18 protein-coding genes are annotated in these 15,476 nt (G+C 52.2%); 2 read left to right on the forward strand and 16 right to left on the reverse strand.

Features of this window, described 5'->3' with window-relative positions; all coding sequences use genetic code 11:
• Window positions 1-55: 55 nt before the first annotated feature.
• From HVZ52_RS20245 to pmbA, 7 genes are all read right to left on the reverse strand, one after another.
• Complete coding sequence (locus HVZ52_RS20245; RefSeq protein ID WP_003830379.1) at window positions 56-700, reverse strand: DUF4310 family protein; 645 nt, start codon at window positions 698-700, stop codon at window positions 56-58.
• 11 nt (window positions 701-711) lie between these two features.
• Window positions 712-1,488, reverse strand: coding sequence for a DUF4311 domain-containing protein (locus HVZ52_RS20250; protein ID WP_005134210.1), 777 nt, complete (start codon window positions 1,486-1,488; stop codon window positions 712-714).
• Between the two features lie 22 nt (window positions 1,489-1,510).
• Window positions 1,511-1,810, reverse strand: a complete 300-nt coding sequence (locus HVZ52_RS20255; protein WP_016151468.1) for a DUF4312 family protein — start codon at window positions 1,808-1,810, stop codon at window positions 1,511-1,513.
• 2 nt (window positions 1,811-1,812) lie between these two features.
• A complete protein-coding gene (locus tag HVZ52_RS20260; protein ID WP_003830384.1) occupies window positions 1,813-2,175 on the reverse strand; it encodes an SFCGS family glycine-rich protein in 363 nt (120 codons plus the stop codon).
• A 10-nt stretch (window positions 2,176-2,185) separates the two neighbouring features.
• The gene (locus HVZ52_RS20265; protein WP_016151467.1) at window positions 2,186-2,494 is read right to left on the reverse strand and encodes a PRD domain-containing protein; all 309 of its coding nucleotides are present in this window, start codon (window positions 2,492-2,494) and stop codon (window positions 2,186-2,188) included.
• A 330-nt stretch (window positions 2,495-2,824) separates the two neighbouring features.
• A complete protein-coding gene (gene cybC / locus HVZ52_RS20270; protein ID WP_016155540.1) occupies window positions 2,825-3,211 on the reverse strand; it encodes a cytochrome b562 in 387 nt (128 codons plus the stop codon).
• A gap of 47 nt (window positions 3,212-3,258) precedes the next feature.
• Window positions 3,259-4,611: a metalloprotease PmbA gene (pmbA, locus tag HVZ52_RS20275; protein WP_047358563.1), complete on the reverse strand. Its 1,353-nt coding sequence runs from the start codon at window positions 4,609-4,611 to the stop codon at window positions 3,259-3,261.
• A 95-nt stretch (window positions 4,612-4,706) separates the two neighbouring features.
• On the opposite strand from pmbA, the gene yjgA reads away from it, so the two are divergent.
• Entirely contained in the window at window positions 4,707-5,258 is a 552-nt protein-coding gene (yjgA, locus tag HVZ52_RS20280; RefSeq protein ID WP_016151465.1) for a ribosome biogenesis factor YjgA, read from the forward strand.
• 63 nt (window positions 5,259-5,321) lie between these two features.
• Here yjgA and HVZ52_RS20285 read toward each other — a convergent pair whose 3' ends face one another.
• From HVZ52_RS20285 to mpl, 6 genes are all read right to left on the reverse strand, one after another.
• A complete protein-coding gene (locus HVZ52_RS20285) occupies window positions 5,322-6,638 on the reverse strand; it encodes a PTS transporter subunit EIIC (protein WP_049270638.1) in 1,317 nt (438 codons plus the stop codon).
• 6 nt (window positions 6,639-6,644) lie between these two features.
• A complete protein-coding gene (locus HVZ52_RS20290; protein ID WP_249417945.1) occupies window positions 6,645-7,112 on the reverse strand; it encodes a 6-phosphogluconolactonase in 468 nt (155 codons plus the stop codon).
• Window positions 7,113-7,114: 2 nt separating this feature from the next.
• Entirely contained in the window at window positions 7,115-7,258 is a 144-nt protein-coding gene (locus HVZ52_RS23100) for a hypothetical protein (protein WP_249417946.1), read from the reverse strand.
• Between the two features lie 16 nt (window positions 7,259-7,274).
• A complete protein-coding gene (locus tag HVZ52_RS20295; protein ID WP_181598636.1) occupies window positions 7,275-8,597 on the reverse strand; it encodes a 6-phospho-beta-glucosidase in 1,323 nt (440 codons plus the stop codon).
• Window positions 8,597-9,349 (reverse strand): MurR/RpiR family transcriptional regulator, encoded by a 753-nt coding sequence (locus HVZ52_RS20300; RefSeq protein ID WP_181598637.1) that lies wholly within the window; start codon window positions 9,347-9,349, stop codon window positions 8,597-8,599. The genes HVZ52_RS20295 and HVZ52_RS20300 overlap by 1 nt, the downstream gene beginning before the upstream one ends.
• A gap of 286 nt (window positions 9,350-9,635) precedes the next feature.
• Window positions 9,636-11,012, reverse strand: coding sequence for a UDP-N-acetylmuramate:L-alanyl-gamma-D-glutamyl-meso-diaminopimelate ligase (mpl, locus tag HVZ52_RS20305; protein WP_047414759.1), 1,377 nt, complete (start codon window positions 11,010-11,012; stop codon window positions 9,636-9,638).
• A 175-nt stretch (window positions 11,013-11,187) separates the two neighbouring features.
• On the opposite strand from mpl, the gene fbp reads away from it, so the two are divergent.
• Window positions 11,188-12,186, forward strand: a complete 999-nt coding sequence (fbp, locus tag HVZ52_RS20310; RefSeq protein ID WP_016155536.1) for a class 1 fructose-bisphosphatase — start codon at window positions 11,188-11,190, stop codon at window positions 12,184-12,186.
• A gap of 52 nt (window positions 12,187-12,238) precedes the next feature.
• Here the strand turns inward: fbp and HVZ52_RS20315 are convergent, their stop codons facing one another.
• The 3 genes from HVZ52_RS20315 to ytfT form a co-directional block, all read right to left on the reverse strand.
• On the reverse strand, window positions 12,239-13,351 hold the full coding sequence (locus HVZ52_RS20315; protein ID WP_016155535.1) for a methyl-accepting chemotaxis protein: 1,113 nt from the start codon (window positions 13,349-13,351) through the stop codon (window positions 12,239-12,241).
• Window positions 13,352-13,454: 103 nt separating this feature from the next.
• Window positions 13,455-14,456 carry a galactofuranose ABC transporter, permease protein YjfF gene (gene yjfF / locus HVZ52_RS20320; protein WP_016151457.1) on the reverse strand — a complete coding sequence of 334 codons (1,002 nt, stop codon included), beginning with the start codon at window positions 14,454-14,456 and terminating at the stop codon, window positions 13,455-13,457.
• Window positions 14,443-15,465, reverse strand: coding sequence for a galactofuranose ABC transporter, ATP-binding protein YtfT (gene ytfT / locus HVZ52_RS20325; RefSeq protein WP_016155534.1), 1,023 nt, complete (start codon window positions 15,463-15,465; stop codon window positions 14,443-14,445). The genes yjfF and ytfT overlap by 14 nt, the downstream gene beginning before the upstream one ends.
• Window positions 15,466-15,476: the final 11 nt, after the last annotated feature.

Consider the following 15,476-nt stretch of genomic DNA (forward strand, 5'->3'; position numbering starts at 1 on the left):
TCTCTCCTTTGCCGGATGGCGGCGCAACTGCCTCATCCGGCCTACAAATCAACAGTTAGCTAATGGCAATCGGGAAGATGGACCCGAGGATCATCGCCCCAAGGATCGCCCCGCCAGTGATCGGTTTCTGCCACAGGTAAAACAGCAGCGCGCCCGCCAGTGAACCGATGCCGATAGGGATAGACGCCGTCATCGCGCTGAGGATAATCAATGGCCCGAGGAAGCGGCCGGAGGCGTTACCGGCCCCCATCATGACATCCGCACCGTAGGTCGAGTCGCTCTGATTGATGGTGAACTTACGCGCCAGAATAATGATGTAGCCAATCGCCAGACCAATCACCAGACCGGTGACCAGCGACGCTGCGAAGTTGGCAACCGGGAAGATAATACCTGCGCCCAACAGCAGCGCCGGAACACCTAACCCGACCCCGGTCTGAATCGCCCCGCCAATATCCAGAATCCCCACCAGCGAACCTTCAATGATGCGGGCAAACAGGAAGCTTGCACCAAATGCCGCCACCGCCCCGTAGGAGCCAGTGTCCATTCCCGCCTTCAGCATCGCCACAAAAGCGACTTCGTTAAATGCGCCAATACCGTACAGGTAGTACATGTGCGTTCCGGCAAATACGCCAGAGGAGAGCAGACCAACGAAGATCGGGAACGACCAGTCAGCGAACCAAAAACCTTTATTCTGTTCCATGATGGCCTCCGTTATTTGCCGCTGAGCGAGTTGTGGATCAGTTCGAGCCAGTTAGGCACGGTCAGATGGAAGGATTCGATCATCTTCATGTCGAAGCCGCGGAAGAAGCCGCTCAGGACAAACAGCGCGACGATAGCCACCATCATCACTTTAGTGACGTGGTTCCAGCCGCTCTCTTCCACGCCTTTACCGATCAGAATGCCAAGGACCAGACCCGGAACGGCGTTGCCCATAATCAACTGCGCCGCGCCGCCAAAGACGGTGGCCCAGAAGCCTGATTTTTTACCGGCATCGATCGCCGCCAGCCAGAAGATCACTGGCATCACGGTGTTAACCAGCAGGTTAGCCGCAGGCACCAGCACCTTGACGGCAGTCACCTGCAACGCTTCCGGTACGGATGACGCCGTGAGGTTCAGGAAGGTCACGACGATCATCCCGATAACGCCGCAGGCAATCGCCATGCGCTTGGGATCGTGCAGCGTTTCACCGACGTTGCGGTTTTTAACCATCAGCGCAGCAGCGCCCCAGTTGGGGATGATGCGATGGTCGACGTCCTGAGTGAACGCCCCCGCCGCAACGGAGGAAGCCCAGGCGTTAAAGAAGAAGCCCAGGCCGAACGAGAAGTGAGAAGCCGGATCCCCTTCGCAGGAATTCAGTTCTCCCAGAGTACGAAACGCGCCCATCCCTTGAGTGGTAGGCGCATGAAACATGCGTGCAGCCCCAGCGCCGACACCGACGCCAACCAGGCCGCCGATGATGAGCGATTTTATTAATATTATCAGGAACATAATTATGCCTTTTAATAAAGAATCAGCGTTGCGTAACGAAATCCACCTTGTCGAGATTGATGGCAGTTACGTTGACGGTCACGTCCAGCTCCACGCTGAAGGTGCGTCTTTCCCGGCGCAAAAAGAGGAATAAAAATGCCTCTTTGCGCACCGATTCACGCGCTTGAACAACCTGCACATCCTGTGGCTCAATACGCAGTAAGATATGCGGCGACGCTTTCATCACCGCAGCCTGAACGTGGTTCAGGGCATCGGCAAAGGCGCGCGCTTTGGCCTCGCCCTTGCCAGTGACTCTCACCGTGGTGGTGAATTGTTCTTTCATGCTTAAGCGCCGTGTTTCTTTTGCCACGCCTGTACCAGGCGCTCACCGAGTTCTTCTTTGTCCATAAAACCGAACCCCAGCACGTTGCAACCTTCGTTGATGGCAGTGACCCCTTCATCAACCGAGCGCATGCCGTATTTCGCCTTGTAGCCGTATTTGGTCTGCGCGGTAATCGCACCCGCGCCGCCACTGCCGCAAAACGAGATGCCAAAGGTGGCGTTTTCCGCTTTCATCACGTCACCCAGCTTCATATCAGCCGCAACGCCCGGCACCACAACCGCACGGCCGCCCGCTTTCTCAACGCCTGCCGCCACTTTCTGGCCTTTACCCAGACGATCGCCAATCACTACGGTAATCTGTTCCATCTTTTGCTCCTTAAAGGTTGTCTTTCGCGACTTCGAAGTGCACCGACAGCAGCCAGGCCTCTTCCTCAGGAAGATTGCCAAACTCAGCGACCACGTCACGGGCAAGCGCCATTGATTCGGCAGAAATTTCATCAAACAAGCTGGCATCGACTTCTGGTAAGGGTTCACCCGTTACCGAGCGGTGCGCCATGGCGCGAACATGCGACGTCAGCATCTGTTCCTGTACAGCGTTGGGAATAATGTGGCGTTCACGCAGCAAGGCATACACCTGCGCCAGCATGCGGTCGGCCAGTTCCACCGATTCCCCCATGTCATTCATTACAGCTCCGTTATTCACTCGTCTTACCCCACTAGTGGCTCTGAGGGTAACTTAGCGGCGGGGGTTAAAAGTTTGTAGCGAGTTGTTTTCCACTTCGAAGTGGAAAGGGGCGCAGCGATAGTGATCTGTGCCGCAAAAAGGGCCGGGACCACGATTAATCACTGGAAGAATGTGATTGAGATCGCAAGAGTGAGCAGCAAAATGGAAGGAAATGCGAACAATGAATGGACGATAAAAATGAAAAAATGTGATGGGGATAGCGTTTACTTATGGGATGCAGGGGCGCAGCGTCTTATCCGGCCTACGGTTATGCAGGCCGGATAGAGTAGATTAGCGGAACTTCTTGTGGTTTTCGTTGCGCGTTTTTTTCAGGTCTTCCGCAACGGCTTTCGCCTCTTTGACTTTACCTTCGTTCGCCAGTTTAAGCGCGCCGTCAATCTGACCGATCAGCGTGTCAAAGCCGTGGCGGAAATCTTTCATCTCCGCACTGTCCGGGGATTTGCTCTCCAGCTTCGGTGGCGTTCCCTTTTGAGCATCCAGCGCGGCTGCACGCATTTTGGTCAACGCGTCTTTTAGTTCAGTCGCATTGTCCGTTTTTTCGACGATCTTCAGGTTGTCGTTGAGGATCCCCATGTCATCTTCGAGATCGGCTGCAAACGCAGAAGAACCAAGAACCAGCGTTGAAGCCGCGACGATCGCTAACAGGTGTTTACGCATTGCTCACTTCCTTTTTTATTATTAAAAAATTAACGCCTTAACGAGTATCATTGCCCGGCGATTTTCATCTCCGGTAACAATACCGAACCACACTGAATATTACTGCGCGTTTCAATATCGTTGCCTACGGTCACAATATTGCGCCACATCTCTTTTAAGTTCCCGGCGATGGTAATTTCACTCACCGGATACTGAATTTCGCCGTTTTCGACCCAAAAACCCGCCGCGCCGCGAGAGTAATCGCCGGTAATGCCGCTAACGCCCTGCCCCATCAGCTCGGTAACCACAAGACCTGTGCCCATCTCTTTGAGCAACTGCTCGAAGCTTAGACCCTGTCCTGGAATTCGCCAGTTGTGGATCCCACCCGCATGACCGGTGCTCTTCAGTCCCAGCTTACGTGCGGAATAGTTGGTCAGCAGCCATTGGGTCAGCACACCGTCTTTAACAATGTCACGGCGTTCGGTCCGTACGCCTTCGCTGTCGAACGGCGACGATGCCAGCCCTTTCAGCAGGTGCGGATGTTCTTCAATAGTCAGCCATTCCGGCAGAATTTGTTTGCCCAGCGAGTCGAGCAGGAAGGTGGATTTACGGTACACCGAACCACCGGCAATCGCGCCGACCAGATGTCCGAACAGCCCAGTCGCTACTTCGTTGGCAAAAATCACCGGCGCTTTCATGGTGGAAAGTTTACGCGGAGAGAGGCGAGATAAGGTGCGGCGAGCACAGTCTGCCCCCACCCATTCCGGCGTTTGCAGATCGCCCATCGCCCGGCCAATGGTGTAGGCGTAATCACGCTCCATATCGCCATTTTCTTCCGCGATGACGCAGCTGGAAAGAGAATGACGCGTGGAGCAGTAGCCCTGCAGCATCCCGTGACTGTTACCAAACACTTTGATGCCGTAGTGGCTGTTAAAACTGCCGCCTTCGGTATTGGTGATACGCTTATCGGCCTGTAGCGCCGCCTGTTCAGCGCGGGCTGCCAGTTCGATAGCTTCGTCAGGGGAAACTTCCGCCGGGTGGAACAGATCCAAATCGGGCGCATCAAAGGCCAGCAGTTCTTTATCTGCCACGCCCGCGCACGGGTCCGGTGAGGTATAACGTGCAATATCCAGCGCGGCCTGCACGGTACGTGCAATCGCCTGCGGGCTTAAATCGGTGGACGATGCGCTGCCCTTACGGTTTTGGTGATAAACCGTAATCCCCAGCGCGCCATCGCTATTGAATTCTACGTTCTCCACTTCACCATAACGGGTGCTGACGCTAATACCCGTGGTCTTGCTCACAGCGACTTCCGCGCCATCCGACTTACCTGACGCTAATTCCAGTGCCGTCGAGACCGCTTCTTCCAGAATCTTACGCTGCGCTTCAACTTGTGAGATTACTTTCATCGCAAATGCCATAATGTAGAGAGAGTTTCTCTGAAGTCTAACAGAGAACCGTTTTTCAGTGCGCATCTTAACTGGTAACATTAGCCTCTTTTTTTAAGGAGCCTGACATGACTAAGCAGCCCGAAGACTGGCTCGACGACGTTCCCGGTGATGACATCGAAGACGAAGACGATGAAATTATCTGGGTTAGTAAAAGTGAAATAAAACGTGACGCCGAGGAGTTAAAACACCTGGGTGTGGAACTGGTAAAACTGGGGAAAAACGCGCTGGATAAAATCCCGCTCGACGCGGATTTACGTGCCGCGATTGAGTTGGCCCAGCGTATTAAGATGGAAGGTCGCCGCCGCCAGCTGCAGCTGATTGGCAAAATGTTGCGCCAGCGCGATGTTGATCCTATCCGTCAGGCGCTGGACAAGCTGAAAAACCGTCACAACCAACAGGTTGTACTGTTTCACAAGCTTGAGCAACTGCGCGATCGCCTGATCGCCGAAGGTGATGATGCGGTAGCGGAAGTGCTGAATCTGTGGCCAAACGCCGATCGCCAGCAGCTTCGTTCTCTGGTTCGCAATGCGAAGAAAGAGCAAGAAGGCAACAAGCCGCCGAAATCAGCACGTCAGATTTTCCAGTATCTGCGTGAACTGGCGGAAAACGAAATCTAATCTCTTCGTCTGCAGAAAGTGCCGGATGATGTAAATACTTCATCCGGCCTGGATTCTGTGCCCTTACTGCTGGGGCTGCATTTCGCCCATAGCGTTCTCTGACTGGCTCTCTTCATGCAGATACTGCTTATCTAAAATCTTCACGAACGGTGTATAAATCGCGGTGGCGATAACCAGATTCACGGCCTGTAAAACAATGCCTGAAATCCCGGTGGTGAGGAAACCAGAAATAAAGATCGGCGTTGTCCATGGAATGGAGATACCAGAGGTGGGGGGAACCCAGCCGAATGCGATAACCACATAAGTAACCGTACACAGCACCATTGGGGTAATGATAAACGGGATAAGCATCAGCGGATTAAGCACGATTGGCAAACCAAAAATAACCGGCTCATTAATGTTAAAAATTGCCGCCGGTGCCGCCAGCCGTGAGAGCTGCTTTAATCGCGTACTTTTGGCAACCATAAAGATGCTAATCAACAGTGCCCCGGTAAAACCCGTACCGCCGGCAATCAAATAGACATCCCTGAACTGCTGAGTAATGATGTTGGTCGCTACCAGCCCGGCCTGAGTTTGCGCCAGGTTCTGCGCACTGAGCGTTTGCCAGATAGGCCCCATTACGGATGTCATGATAGAGTCGCCATGGATCCCAAAGAACCAGAAGAAACTGATCATCATCTCAGCAATCAGTTGCGATAAGAGGGAATTCCCCAGATACAGCAACGGCTGTTGCAGCATGACGCTGATAAATTTCCCCGGCGTACCAAAAGGCGTGTTCTCAAACAGCACCTTGACGATAATCCAGAACAGTAGCACTAAGAAGATAGGTACCAGCGATTTAAACGACCTGGCAATCTCTGGCGGGACACTCGCAGGCATCTTGATGGTAAAAGCCCTGTTTTCCAGAAACTGAACCACCTTGATGGTGACCACAGTGACGATAATCCCTAAGAACATCGATTCAGAGCTAAAGTCGATCAGCGCGTAAGCATCGACGACGATTTCTCCCGATCCTGTCGTAATATGACCAGGCGACATTAAGAAGAAGATCGCCACCGGTAAAATAGCGGAACTTTGGCTGAGATTAAGCTTTTCAACTAACTCCTTTGAGAAGGTGATAATCACCAGCAGCGTCATTAATCCGTAGCTGGCGTTAATCCCGTAATTGAGCTTATCCAGCACGCCTTCCCCTAACAGCGAACTCATAAACTCGTGATAGCCGTTAACAGGAAAGTTGGTTAACAATACGAAAAATGAACCGACAATCAAAAAGGGAATCAGGGCAATAAACGCATTTTTTAGTGCGGTCAGGTAGATGTTTGACGAGATTTTCTCGGCCAGTGGCAACATCTTTTGTTCGAGTAGAGAGGTTATGCTCATGCCCGCTTACCCTATAAGGTTTTTTGTCACGTAATAATTAACCTGCGGGAACTGCTTGATATAGATGGCAGGAACCTGAGTGTGGAGCGCATCGCCGTTAACAATCTCCTGATAAATATCTTTTTTCGTATCGTGGTTGATGATGACAATCACTTTTCCAGCCTTGATGATTTTATTCAGCCCGACGGTAATACCCTCGGTGAGGGTGACATCTCCGGAGAAGTATTTATGGCTGGCGACGTTAATTGTTACGTCATCCAGTTGAGTTTGTAGATAATCCTCATCAAACGGCACGCCCGGCTCGTTTAAGCCGATATGCCCGTTCATTCCCACGCCCAGAATTACATAGTCAAACTCTTCACCGTTGAGCGCGGTTTGGTAATGGGCAATATTTTGTGCCGTAGAGGCAAACGGATTGAAATGGACTAACCGCACCGGATAGGCACATTTGTGCACAAAGTCCTGATTAATCATGTTCAGGCAGCTGCCAATGCTTCGTAAATCCAGTGAGGCGTGCTACCGGAGGGGATCAGCACGCGAGAATGTGGTTTGAGCGCGGATAGCTCACTAACGACCTGTTCAGCCAGCGCGGCATTGGTATCAAACGTTGTACATTTCATCCGTTTCTTCTCGCTATTAAAGTGATTCAATCTTTTTGGCGAATAAAGGAAGATACTTTTTATTGGCCAGCAGCATCTCTTTGACTAACGCCACGCCCGAAGTGTCGCTTGAGCATAATGGGTTGAAAATAAAGCCAGAAATAAGCGCTTGATAATCGCCGGTGGCGGCGGCTTTAACGATCTGCGCTTCATAGTCTTTCATCATGGAAACAATCCCTTTCGCAGGAGATGGGATCTCACCAGTACAAATTGGAATCGGACCATTACGGGTAATCACACAGTTCACTTCAACTACCGCCTCTTCCGGTAAATTAGTGATAGCACCGCCGTTACGAACGTTGACGGTTTGAATGCTCTTATCGTCGAGGTAAATAGCGCGAATAACGTTCAGCGCGGCGGTGGAATAAAGCGCACCGCCGCGGGCTTCCAGCTCTTTAGGCTTATCCTGAAGCGTAACGTCGCTGTATTTTTTAAACAGTTCGGCTTCGATATTTTTGACGATCTCACCCCGTGATTGCTCGGCTGCTTCCTGCTCGGCCAGCATTTCAGTCGTCTTGAGGTAGTATTTTAAATAGGAAGAGGGGATCAGATTGGTGGCGGCCAGCAGCTCTTTATTAAACTGCTCATTGCTGATGTTTTTAAAGCTCAGTGCATCGACGTCGGCGGCGTTGATAATCTCGATGGTTTCGCGGGTACGGTCGACGCCGTTATGCAAAATTTTGGTAATAAAGTTCATATGGTTGGAGCCTTTGAACTCGACGTATAAATCCTCTACGTTAGCATTCAGCAGCCCGGCCACCTGATGGGTCATATTGACAGGACCATTGCACAGGCCGATGACCCGATTGTTGTGGCTGTATTTGAGTACCGCTTCTGTCACCATGGAAGCTGGATTGGTGAAGTTAATCAGCCAGGCGTTTGGACAAATCGCCTTCATTTCATTCGCTATTTCAATGATGACCGGAATGGTGCGCAGAGCTTTGAACATCCCGCCCGCGCCGTTGGTTTCCTGGCCAATAAAACCGTATGACTTCGGCAGTTTTTCATCAACGATTCGGGCATCGATACCACCGACGCGCAGTTGAGTCACCACGAAGTCGGCACCCAGCAGCGCTGTTTTGCGGTCAAAAGTTTGGATGACATCAATTGGTAAATTTGCTTTGGCAAGCATTCTTTTGGTGAGATCGAAAATGATGTTCATTTTCTCTTTACCCATTTCAACGTCGACAAAAGCGATGTGAGAGATGGGAAGCTGGTGGTAGTTTTTAATTACCCCTTCAATCAGTTCTGGCGTATAGCTGCTACCCGCGCCAATCACCACGAGTTTTAGTTTTTTCATTAGTCTTCTACTTTTGAATTAAATTTCAACGACACTTTTCTGACATTGGATAAATGGAAAAGCATAATATCTACGATGGCTATCTGGATCGGATAGCTTATATTTTCGAAAGCAGTATCTTTAATAATGGCGTTTTTGTAGATCAAGACTGCATCGGCCTTAAGCGCCAGCGTAGAGTTTTCCCGGCTGGTAATCGCGGCCACCTTGATGCCGTTTTTTCTGGCATTAAAAATTATCTCTTCCAGCATTTCTGACTCACCGCTGTTGGAAACAATCAGCATACAATCGTTAGCGGCCAGAAAGCGGCTGCGGACATTACAGTTGGTGTAGTCTGTTTCATTGAGGATATTAAAGCCCAGCACCATCAGATTATAGCTAACATAGTTCGCCACGCTATCTGATGTACCGTATCCCCAGGTGATAATCGTATTGCAGTCGGACAAAAAATCACAAAAGACTTTGACTTTATTCTCAGACACTCTGGCTAAAGCATCCTGCATTTCTTGTATATATTCGCTAACAAACGCGTTATGGTGCTGCGAGTTTTGCGTTCTGGAGAATACGTCCCGAATGTTGACCTTAAACTCCTGGAAATTATTAAAGCCTAATTTCTTTACCAACTTAGAAATAGATGGCGCGGTAGTATAAACGCGATCTGCCAGTTCATGAATTTTCATTTTATAAACATCAGCAGGGTTCTCCTGACAGAATTTATAAACTCGCAGTTCATTATTGGTTAAATTTTTTCGCATGGAGCGCACCTTTTATTATGTGGCACTTACGCCACATTGGCTCTCGAGGGGATATTAGCAAGGGAAAAGCGGAAATAGATTTTATGATTTAGAAATTAATTTCTGCGATCTGAGTTTTAAATTTCCATATGGAGGCTTCCCATTCCGTTGAGAAGTATGGCGTAACCAGAAGGCCGGATGGCAACGGAGATCGTGCTCCTGAGAAAGTGCCGGATAACGGTGTAAACACCTTATCCGGCCCACAACGGATCGTAAGCCCGGTAAGCGTAGCGCCACCGGGCATTTTTTACTCTTCTTCTGCCTGGGCTTTCTTCGCCAGGCCATCCAGCAGTTTTTGATGGATGCCACCAAACCCGCCGTTACTCATCACCAGGATGTGATCGCCAGGCTGTGCGGTTTTCACCACCATATCTGCCAGTGCATCCACATCGCCGCTCCAGTGCGCAGGCTGAATGCAGGCTTCAGCGACTTCTGCTACCTGCCACGGAATATGCGGGGGTTGCAGCAGGAACACTTCGTCCGCACGCCCTAACGACGGCGCCAGGTCATCTTTGCACAGGCCCATTTTCATGGTGTTCGAGCGTGGTTCCAGCACCGCGATGATGCGCGCCGTGCCACCCACTTTACCGCGCAGCGCCGCAAGCGTTGCCAGAATGGCCGTTGGGTGATGGGCGAAATCGTCATACACCGTCACGCCATTGGCTTCGCCGCGCAGCTCAAGACGACGACGGGCGTTGATAAACGAGCCCAGCGCATTGGCTGCATCCGCAGGCACGACGCCAACATGGCGCGCGGCAGCAATCGCCATCAGACCGTTGTGCATGTTGTGCTCGCCTACCAGGCCCCACTTCACCACGCCAACATTTTCACCGTCCAGCCACACTTCCCATTCGGATGCATCAGTGGTCAGCTTTTTCGCCTGCCAGTGACCTTGTTCACCAACCAGCTCTTGTTCGCTCCAGCAGCCCATCGCCATCGTCTGTTTCAGATTGATGTCGTTTTCCGGGTAGATAATGCGTCCCTGGCCCGGCACGATACGCACCAGGTGGTGGAACTGTTTCTGGATCGCTTTCAGATCGTCAAAGATATCAGCGTGATCGAACTCAAGGTTGTTGAGGATCAGCGTACGCGGGCAGTAATGTACGAATTTAGAACGCTTATCGAAGAAGGCGCAATCGTACTCATCCGCTTCTATCACGAAGAAGTCGCTCTCACCCAGACGCGCGGAAACCTCAAAGTTCCCCGGTACGCCGCCGATCACAAAGCCAGGCTTATAGCCGCAGGCTTCGAGGATCCAGGTCGCCATTCCGGCGGTGGTGGTTTTGCCGTGCGTCCCCGCAACCGCCAGTACCCAACGATCGCGCAGTACAAAGTCATGCAGCCACTGCGGGCCGGACATGTACGGAATGTTCTTTTCCAGCACCGCTTCCACACATGGATTACCCCGGGTCATGGCATTGCCGATGATCACCAGGTCCGGCTGCGGATCGAGCTGGCTGGCATCGTAACCCTGAATCAGATCAATGCCTTGCTTCTCAAGTAAGGTACTCATCGGCGGATACACATTGGCGTCCGAACCGGTTACTTCATGACCGAGTGAGCGCGCCAGCATCGCCAGACCGCCCATAAAAGTGCCACAAATTCCCAAAATATGAATGCGCATACGTCACTATCCTTTTTTAATCTGGGGGCCATTTTACGCACATGTCCGGCAAGTGAGAAACGCATTTCAGGATATTCCGTAGTTTGCTGGCGCGATTCACCTAAGCGCGGCAATGGAAATATTTGTTAATATTGTTGCGGTCGCTTTACTCCACATAAATTGCAGGGAAAGTGTTATGAAAACGTTAGGTGAATTTATTGTCGAAAAGCAGCACGAGTTTTCTCATGCTACCGGTGAACTCACTGCTTTGTTGTCGGCAATAAAGCTGGGCGCCAAGATCATCCACCGCGATATCAACAAGGCCGGTCTGGTCGATATCCTGGGTGCCAGCGGTGCTGAGAACGTGCAGGGAGAGGTTCAGCAAAAACTCGATCTGTTCGCGAACGAAAAACTGAAAGCTGCACTGAAGGCGCGCGACATTGTGGCGGGCATTGCCTCGGAAGAAGAAGATGAAATCGTCGTCTTTGAAGGCTGTGAACACGCAAAATATGTTGTGCTGATGGATCCTCTGGATGGCTCATCCAACATCGATGTTAACGTCTCTGTCGGTACGATTTTCTCTATTTATCGCCGCGTAACCCCAGTCGGCACGCCGGTCACGGAAGAGGATTTCCTGCAACCAGGCAACAAGCAGGTTGCTGCGGGCTACGTTGTTTATGGTTCTTCCACCATGCTGGTGTATACCACCGGCTGTGGCGTACACGCCTTCACCTACGATCCTTCTCTGGGCGTATTCTGCCTCAGCCAGGAACGTATGCGCTTCCCGGCGAAAGGCAGCACGTACTCCATTAACGAAGGCAACTACATTAAATTCCCGAACGGCGTGAAGAAGTACATTAAATTCTGCCAGGAAGAAGATAAGTCAACTCAGCGCCCGTACACCTCGCGCTACATTGGCTCTCTGGTTGCGGATTTCCATCGTAATCTGCTCAAAGGCGGGATCTACCTGTACCCAAGCACCGCCAGCCACCCGCAAGGGAAGCTGCGTCTGCTGTACGAATGCAATCCGATGGCCTTCCTGGCCGAGCAGGCGGGCGGCAAAGCGAGCGATGGTAAAGAACGCATTCTGGATATCACCCCGGAAAGCCTGCACCAGCGTCGCTCCTTCTTCGTAGGTAACGACCATATGGTTGAAGATGTAGAACGCTTTATCCGCGAATTCCCGGACGCGTAATACGCTTTGCCGGATGAGACGTGTTAACGCCATCATCCGGCAAATTTATCCCCTACGCCGTTTGTACTTTAAACGCCGCCATTGCTTCGAGCAGCGCATGTGACTGCTCTTCCAGCGAGCGGGTAGCCGCTGAAGATTGCTGTACCAGCGCCGCATTTTGCTGCGCCGTTTCATCCATCTGAATCACCGCGATATTCACCTGCTCAATGCCGCGACTCTGTTCCTGCGACGCGCTGGCAATTTCACGCATCAGTTTGGTCATGCGCATCACTTCATTGGCAATCTCATCCATGGTTTCGCCCGCCTGCTGCGCCAGCTCGCTGCCTTCTCCCACGTGGGTGTGTGAATCGCTGATTAACGTGCGGATCTCTTTTGCCGCCTCGGCGCTGCGGCTGGCCAGATTACGCACTTCACCTGCAACGACCGCAAAGCCCCGCCCTTGCTCACCGGCACGCGCCGCTTCAACAGAAGCATTTAGCGCAAGGATATTGGTCTGGAAAGCAATACCGTCGATTACGCTGAGGATGTCGGCGATTCGGCTGGAACTGCCGGAAATATCGCGCATTTTCTCAATCACATAGCACACCATCTCACTGCCGCGATCGGCGGTATCCGACACCGATTTTGCCAACTGGTGTGCCTGTTCCGCGTTCTGCGCATTCTGTTTCACGGTCGCCGTGAGCTCTTCCATACTGGCTGCGGTCTGCTCCAGCGAAGTGGCTGTCGATTCAGTACGTTGCGCCAGATGCTGGTTCCCGGCCGTCAGCTCACGGCTACCAATATCAATTTGTAAACTGGCATCGCGGACACGCTGTACCGAGTCGCCCAACGCATGGCGCATTTCATCCATTGCCGCGTTCAGACGGTTGAATTCGGCGCTGGCCGACAGCGCGGTAACCGGCGACAAATCCCCCGTCGCCAGGCGTTCCAGTTGCTCAACCATATTATCCAGCGGCTTGAGAAACTTATTTCGCAGCATGAACCAAATCACCGCCAGCAATGCGAGGGCAGCTAACATCGAGGCGCTCATAATACCGTGGTAAATCAACGAAGTAATGATACGGGTAGAGGCATATAGCCCCATACCGCCGGTCAGCAACAGAAGGAACGTCAGCAGAGACAATAACACCAACAAACTTGATCGAATTGAAAGGGATTTTGGCATCGTTATATTTCCGGTTGTAGGGTTAAAACAGACCTGTACAGAACCTATCGACTACAACCGGAAAAAGTTTAGGTATTTAAATGTTTAGTGAAAAATCAGGATGTTACTTTGGTGTTGCCGCCGTCCCCACTCTGGTTACTGGCGAGCTTTGACGATTTTCCCAAAGTACCGTCAGGCCGCGCTGTAAGGCAATAAAAATAAACAATAAAATGCCAATCGCGATCTTCGTCCACCAGGAACTTAATGTGCCGTCAAAATTAATGTAGGTCTGGATCAACCCCTGAATGGCGACACCAAACAACGTTCCTAACACCGTACCGACCCCACCGCTCAACAGGGTTCCGCCAATCACGACTGAGGCAATCGCATCCAGCTCAACGCCGACGCCCGCCAGCGCATAACCCGCCTGGGTGTAAATTGAAAAGACAATGCCGGCAAGCGTCGCAAGCCCGGTCGACAGCATATAGATACGGATGGTCGTGCTGCGGGTTGAGATCCCCATCAGGTTGGCAGAGGTGGCGTTGCCGCCAATCGCGTAAACCTGATTACCAAAGCGCGTACGGTGCGCCAGGAATATGCCAATGACGACTACCGCCAGCATCAGCAATCCCATTGCACTCAGGCGACCGCCGCCGGGAATTTTCCATGCCAGGCTTGAGAGCATGTCATAAACCGGATGGTTAATTGGGATCGACTCTTCAGACACCAGATAGCTGACGCCGCGCAGGAAGAACATTCCCGCCAGGGTAATAATGAATGCTGGGATCTTCAGCGCATCAATCAGTAACCCCATAAACGCGCCAAACGCGCAGCCCATCAGCAGAATCAGGGGAAACGCCAACAGCGGAGATATACCCCAGTAGCCAATGGCCTTCGCCAGAAATACGCCGGTAAACGCGATCACCGAGCCAACGGACAGGTCGATCCCGCCAGAGAGAATCACGAAGGTCATGCCCACGGCGATGATGCCCAGAAAAGCGTTATCGGTCAGGATATTGCAGATAACTCTGGTTGAAGCAAAAGCCGGAAACTGTGTCAGGCAGTAGAGGTAACCCAGTACAAATACGCCGAGGGTGATCATCAGCGGTAAATTACGTTTTATCATGACCACGCACTCCTTTTATCAGGCTGATAAAGCGTTGTGATTGCACGACCAGCACACACAACACCACCACGGCTTTGACCACTTGATTTAGTTCTGGCGGGAAGCCCGACAGTAAAATCCCGGTGTTCATGCCCTGAATAATCAATGCCCCGACCACCGACAGCAGCAGATTAAAGCGCCCGCCCATCAGCGAGCCGCCGCCGATGACTACCGCCAGGATGGCATCCAGTTCCAGCCACAATCCGGCGTTATTGGCATCTGCCCCGCGGATATCCGCCGTGACGATAATGCCGGCGATAGCCGCACACAGACCGCTCAGCACATAGGTGAGCATCACGATAATGCGCGTGTTCACCCCGGCGTTTTTTGCCGCACGAATGTTGATGCCTACCGCTTCAATAAACATCCCCAGCGCCGTTTTACGCGTCAGTAGCCAGAACACCACCAGCGTTAACAGTGCAATGATCACTGGCGTGGGGAACAGTAAGAGCGAGCCGCTGCCAAACCACGACAGTTCGGGCGAGTTGAAGGTGACGATCTGCCCGGAGGTGATAAGCTGCGCCACTCCGCGCCCGGCCACCATCAGGATTAGCGTGGCAACGAACGGTTGGATCTTGAGGATTGCCACCAGAATCCCGTTCCATAACCCTGCCAGAATGCCGGAGCCTAAGGCGGCAAGCAGCACCACCGGCAAACTGTGCCCGGCCACCGTCATCGCCGCGGTGGTGGCACCGGCAATGGCCATGACGGCGCCCACGGAAAGGTCGATGCCGCCGGTGGCAATCACCAGCGTCATGCCAATCGCTAACAGCGCCACGGGGGCGGCACGGTTGAGAATATCAATCGGGCTACCGAACAGCCGACCATCTTGCAAAATCACCTGATAAAAGTGCGGCGCGACCAGGCTATCCACCAGCAGCACCAGCAGTAGCGCCACCAGTTGTGGCATGCCCTTTGGCCAGCGGAATCGCCGTTGCGGCGGAGTGGATTGAGGGAGAGATTGAGGCATCACCATAGTCT

Source organism: Citrobacter sp. RHB36-C18 (assembly GCF_013814485.1).
Lineage (GTDB): Bacteria > Pseudomonadota > Gammaproteobacteria > Enterobacterales > Enterobacteriaceae > Citrobacter > Citrobacter braakii.

Bases quoted from the DNA above. Each gene is read 5' to 3' on its own strand.
- HVZ52_RS20245 (WP_003830379.1), bottom strand. From the start codon at position 700: ATGGAACAGAATAAAGGTTTTTGGTTCGCTGACTGGTCGTTCCCGATC.
- HVZ52_RS20250 (WP_005134210.1), bottom strand. From the start codon at position 1,488: ATGTTCCTGATAATATTAATAAAATCGCTCATCATCGGCGGCCTGGTT.
- HVZ52_RS20255 (WP_016151468.1), bottom strand. From the start codon at position 1,810: ATGAAAGAACAATTCACCACCACGGTGAGAGTCACTGGCAAGGGCGAG.
- HVZ52_RS20260 (WP_003830384.1), bottom strand. From the start codon at position 2,175: ATGGAACAGATTACCGTAGTGATTGGCGATCGTCTGGGTAAAGGCCAG.
- HVZ52_RS20265 (WP_016151467.1), bottom strand. From the start codon at position 2,494: ATGAATGACATGGGGGAATCGGTGGAACTGGCCGACCGCATGCTGGCG.
- cybC (WP_016155540.1), bottom strand. From the start codon at position 3,211: ATGCGTAAACACCTGTTAGCGATCGTCGCGGCTTCAACGCTGGTTCTT.
- pmbA (WP_047358563.1), bottom strand. From the start codon at position 4,611: ATGGCATTTGCGATGAAAGTAATCTCACAAGTTGAAGCGCAGCGTAAG.
- yjgA (WP_016151465.1), top strand. From the start codon at position 4,707: ATGACTAAGCAGCCCGAAGACTGGCTCGACGACGTTCCCGGTGATGAC.
- HVZ52_RS20285 (WP_049270638.1), bottom strand. From the start codon at position 6,638: ATGAGCATAACCTCTCTACTCGAACAAAAGATGTTGCCACTGGCCGAG.
- HVZ52_RS20290 (WP_249417945.1), bottom strand. From the start codon at position 7,112: ATGATTAATCAGGACTTTGTGCACAAATGTGCCTATCCGGTGCGGTTA.
- HVZ52_RS23100 (WP_249417946.1), bottom strand. From the start codon at position 7,258: ATGAAATGTACAACGTTTGATACCAATGCCGCGCTGGCTGAACAGGTC.
- HVZ52_RS20295 (WP_181598636.1), bottom strand. From the start codon at position 8,597: ATGAAAAAACTAAAACTCGTGGTGATTGGCGCGGGTAGCAGCTATACG.
- HVZ52_RS20300 (WP_181598637.1), bottom strand. From the start codon at position 9,349: ATGCGAAAAAATTTAACCAATAATGAACTGCGAGTTTATAAATTCTGT.
- mpl (WP_047414759.1), bottom strand. From the start codon at position 11,012: ATGCGCATTCATATTTTGGGAATTTGTGGCACTTTTATGGGCGGTCTG.
- fbp (WP_016155536.1), top strand. From the start codon at position 11,188: ATGAAAACGTTAGGTGAATTTATTGTCGAAAAGCAGCACGAGTTTTCT.
- HVZ52_RS20315 (WP_016155535.1), bottom strand. From the start codon at position 13,351: ATGCCAAAATCCCTTTCAATTCGATCAAGTTTGTTGGTGTTATTGTCT.
- yjfF (WP_016151457.1), bottom strand. From the start codon at position 14,456: ATGATAAAACGTAATTTACCGCTGATGATCACCCTCGGCGTATTTGTA.
- ytfT (WP_016155534.1), bottom strand. From the start codon at position 15,465: ATGCCTCAATCTCTCCCTCAATCCACTCCGCCGCAACGGCGATTCCGC.